Here is a 4,315-nt window from a genome sequence, read left to right as displayed (position 1 = left end):
CAAGACGTTCAAACGGACAAAAAACAGTTGGCTGTTTCACTCCGTTCACAATTTTAGCCAACAATTTTTTGCCGCTTAACGTGGCGTTAGGCAACAAGGAAAAGTATGTCGGAACTTTCAAGAGTCGGTGAAAATAAGGATACTTGGTATCCATGGTCAATTGCACAACTAGAATCTATTTTGATAAAAGTATTATATGAGAATAGAGGTTATGATCATGTTTATGCGTTAAGAAAAAATATTGCTTATAACCTCCAATATATAGAATTTCAAGATAAGTTACTCCAAGATCTAAAGCTCAGCTCTGTAATTATTACCCAAACAATCAAAACCATTGTTCTTGTTGGATGCGGAATTATTGAATCATTATTGCATTTTCTTCTCATCGTTAACGGCAATCATACTAAAACTGATTGGATTGAGAAGGCTAAGTTTAAAGGGAATCAGAAAAAACTTGATGATGAAATGGTTAGAATCGACACAATTATCTATAAAAAATTGGAAGAAGAACAACTTAAACATATGTCATTCGACGCTATGATCAAATGTGCGAAATCAAAGAGCGTATTTGGGTCTAATGAAAATATATATGAAAAGTTAGAGTCATTAAGGTCACTAAGAAATAAAGTTCATTTACAGGTTATCAATAACCCAAATGATACTGATTGGAATACTTTTAATAACCATCATTTATCAGATATTTGTAAAGTACTATATGCGATTATTACTAGCAGTCTGTTTGAAGTAACAGAAAAAGAAGAACTGTGTTTTACTTATCTACGGCGTAATTTTGTTGCCTAACAAGAAAATCAACAAGGACACGTAACAGTTGGCTACGTTTCGCTTCGCTACACATTATAGCCAACCATTACTTAGCCTGTTATTTAGGCGTTATGTGTCTATCGAGTCTTATGTATCAATCATATTTTGAAGATTGGGAAGTTAAAGCTAATTATACTAAAGAGTTTGTATCTCTTTGGGATGGTTGGTTAGGCGAGGAAAGCTATAAACTAGATCTTGTAACAGAAAATGATTGGAGTCGTTTCAATGAGTTCATCAAGTTACTTTCTCAAAGTTTTATGGTTAAACTAGTGGATTGTAAATCTGAAAAACTTCTCGATATAAGTAATATTCAGGATACTTTTTCAAATTACAGTGAATCTATGGATAAAGATAATTCTCTATTCTCAAAGTATGTGTTACCTGAGTTAGGTTGTGTCGTTACAGAAGAGTGGGATTACACTTATATCATTTGGCATAAAAATAATGGCGCAATAGAAAAGCTTGCTCCACTTATAAAGAAAGCCAAACTTAAGCATTTTTGTAATTAGCCACATAACAAGCTATTAAACAAGGACAAAAAACAGTTTGCTGTTTCGTTCCTCAACATTTTAGCAAACTATTTTTTGCCTGTTAATAGGGCGTTGAGGCTGTAGAATTACTCTTTTTAGGAACGTATTCTACTATTTTTAATTGATTGCTTTTTAACCTTGAATCCATCTGTTCGCTGTGATCTAATAGATATTATTCACCCACGGTAAACTGTTATGGCTAACTATAAGCCTGACTTATCCTGTCAAAATAAATTCATTCCTATCAATTTCGCTGAACAAATTTTGCCTGGCACCTTTGAGTATGCCCTTTGTTATATTGTCGAAAATAAACTCGACTTGTCGGGCTTTGACGCGTGGTATAACAACGACAGAACGGGTGCGGCGGCGTATCCACCCTCGGTAATGCTAAAGATTATTTTACTGGGTTATGCTCATGGTTTAATTAGTAGCCGCCGAATTGCTAAAGCGTGTGAGACGAACATTTTATTTATGAGTGTGTCGGGTGATATCCAGCCGCATTACACATCTATAGCGGGATTCGTGGCCAAAATGCATGAGCAGATTGAGCCGCTTTTTACGCAAGTACTGATGATATGTGATGAGGAAGGCTTGATAGGCCGCAACATGTTTGCCATTGATGGGTGTAAATTAAAGTCCAATGCGAGTAAAGAGTGGAGCGGCACATTCGATGAGTTAAGCCGCAAAAGAGCAAAATTAGAACGCGCAAGCAAACGTATAATTGAACGCCACCAATCACAAGATGGACTGGGCGAAGAGTTGATAGCTCAGGACTTAAAACAAAAAGAAAAGCTGGATAAAAGTGCAGATAAAATCACTGAGTTTTTAGCCACTCACAAAGAAAAAACAGGCAGTAAAGGCAAGCCTGTTAAAAGTAATATCACTGACCCCGACAGTGCGAAGATGACGACCTCAAAAGGCACAATTCAAGGCTACAACGGCATCGCGATAAACGATGATAAACATCAAATCATCCTGCAAGCACAAGCGTGGGGCTCAGTAGGCGAGCAACAAACTCTGCAGCCAGCCGTTGCACAATTAAAACAGCAACTCGATAGATTGAACACTGACAAGCTCAAAGACGATCACACGATTAAATTCACCGCAGATAGTGGGTTTAACAGCGAAGTGAACCTTGAATACATGGCGAAAAGTGGGTTCGATACCTACATTGCGGATAACCAATTTAGAAAACGAAATCCGCTGTTTAAAGACAGCGAAACATACGAAACGGAGCAAGAAAAGCGCCGACTAAAACGCAGCAAAGGCAAGCCACGCTTATTTACCTCAGACGATTTTCATTATGATGAGGCAACTCAAACATGCCGCTGCCCCGCAGGCAATGATATGTGGCGAAGTGGGATTAATGTAAAAAGTCATAACCAGCAATACACGCGATTCTGTGGTTACTTAAAAGACTGTAAAACGTGCCCGCTACAGCAGCAATGCATGCGAAAACTACCCATTAAAACGGGGCGACAAGTACAGTTTATAAATAATGAATCACGCAAAAAGCTGAGCTATGTAGACAAAATGAAAGTAAAAATAGATAGCCCCATAGGGCGACGACAATACAGTAAGCGATTAGGCTGTATTGAACCCGTGTTCGGCAATATTACCGTCAATAAGGGCATGAATAAATTGACCTTACGGGGTCAAACGAAAGTTAATATGCAATGGCAACTGTATTGCCTTGTTCATAATATAGAAAAACTGCAAAACACGATGCATTAAGAAGGGGAAGTCCTTTTAACCTAAATAAAACCACTCAACCACTCGTAATCGCTTCCAAAACGCCAATTTAAACAACACCAAACACTTCTTTATATGCTGCGTAAAAATACAGTAATCAATTGAACCAAAATAGGAACTCAGCTATGGTTTGTTTATCAATAAAAAAATTTTAAAACGAGTTAATCTACAGGCTCGTTAGATGCTATGAATATTTATCCTAATACTGGTGTTGAAAAAGTTGAATTTGGTATGTTCAGGGAGGAGATTAAAACCTTCTTAGGTCTACCTGATGAAATCTGTAACCCTGACGGTCAAGATGAAATTACGTCAGAAAAATGGATTTATAAAAAAATAGGGTTGGAATTGTCTTTTGATCCTGATTTAGAGTTTCGTTTTGATGGTTGTTATATCACTTCAAGCAATGCATGTTTGGATGATATTTGTATCATCGGATTAAGTTTGAATGAACTCGTAAATAAGTTTCCTTACTTAATTGTTAATGAAGGCTCCGAAAGATATAGAGAAGTCACTGCTCCTGACAGTGAAATGTACCTAACTCTTAAAGATGGTATCGTTAAATCAATATACATTTCACCTAATTCTCGTGAATTTATCTATGAATATAGCAGTAAGAGCTATAAAAGAATGATTGCAAGCAAGAGGTTAATAAAAAACTCTATCCGCAAAAGTGAAAATATTTTTGTTTCTGACTTATTAAATGTTCGGAGTAAATTAAACGAAAATACTACTCAAACTTTACAAAGTGATTTTGAATGGTTTTTAAGTAGTAGGTTACAACTTGATGTTTTCCCCGAGGCAATGTGGTGTGACGGCACTATTATTACATCGATAGTATTTCATTCCGATAAATTATTATATATTGAAGGCACTGCGGACATTCTCTCGTCAAACGATGATGACTTTTATCAAGTATGTAACGTAAGTGGTCATATTTTGTTAAATAACAAACTTAAGAGCATGAAGAAATACAACCTAACTTTGAGTTATGAAGGTAAGTCATTCGTTGCTAGAAAAGGTGTTTAATTAAAATCGCATCTAACAAGCTGCTCAAAAGGACAAAAAACAGTTGGCTGTTTTCGTTCCTCAACATTTTAGCCAACATTTTTTTGCCTCTTAGCAAGGCGTTGAGGCTGTAGAATTACTCTTTCTAGGAACGTATTCTACTATTTTCAATTGATTGCTTTTTAACCTTGAATCCATTCATTCGC

4 protein-coding genes are annotated in these 4,315 nt (G+C 36.4%); all 4 read left to right on the top strand.

Features of this window, described 5'->3' with window-relative positions; genetic code table 11:
• The first annotated feature begins 105 nt into the window (after positions 1-105).
• The 4 genes from GQR52_RS20145 (at position 106) to GQR52_RS20130 (ending at position 4,130) form a co-directional block, all read left to right on the top strand.
• Positions 106-801, top strand: coding sequence for a hypothetical protein (locus GQR52_RS20145; protein ID WP_165729592.1), 696 nt, complete (start codon positions 106-108; stop codon positions 799-801).
• Positions 802-911: 110 nt separating this feature from the next.
• The gene (locus GQR52_RS20140) at positions 912-1,331 is read left to right on the top strand and encodes a hypothetical protein (RefSeq protein ID WP_165729591.1); all 420 of its coding nucleotides are present in this window, start codon (positions 912-914) and stop codon (positions 1,329-1,331) included.
• 216 nt (positions 1,332-1,547) lie between these two features.
• Entirely contained in the window at positions 1,548-3,086 is a 1,539-nt protein-coding gene (locus tag GQR52_RS20135) for a transposase (protein WP_165729590.1), read from the top strand.
• 204 nt (positions 3,087-3,290) lie between these two features.
• The gene (locus tag GQR52_RS20130) at positions 3,291-4,130 is read left to right on the top strand and encodes a hypothetical protein (protein WP_165729589.1); all 840 of its coding nucleotides are present in this window, start codon (positions 3,291-3,293) and stop codon (positions 4,128-4,130) included.
• Positions 4,131-4,315: the final 185 nt, after the last annotated feature.

It is taken from the genome of Pseudoalteromonas sp. 31A1 (assembly GCF_011378815.1).
In the GTDB taxonomy this organism is placed as follows: domain Bacteria; phylum Pseudomonadota; class Gammaproteobacteria; order Enterobacterales; family Alteromonadaceae; genus Pseudoalteromonas; species Pseudoalteromonas arctica.
Note: the sequence above shows the minus strand (reverse complement) of the source record. Positions and strands in the feature narration are given on the sequence as shown.

What these genes read in the sequence shown, in the direction of transcription:
- GQR52_RS20145 (WP_165729592.1), top strand. Translation starts at nt 106, where the DNA reads ATGTCGGAACTTTCAAGAGTCGGTGAAAATAAGGATACTTGGTATCCA.
- GQR52_RS20130 (WP_165729589.1), top strand. Translation starts at nt 3,291, where the DNA reads ATGAATATTTATCCTAATACTGGTGTTGAAAAAGTTGAATTTGGTATG.
- GQR52_RS20140 (WP_165729591.1), top strand. Translation starts at nt 912, where the DNA reads ATGTATCAATCATATTTTGAAGATTGGGAAGTTAAAGCTAATTATACT.
- GQR52_RS20135 (WP_165729590.1), top strand. Translation starts at nt 1,548, where the DNA reads ATGGCTAACTATAAGCCTGACTTATCCTGTCAAAATAAATTCATTCCT.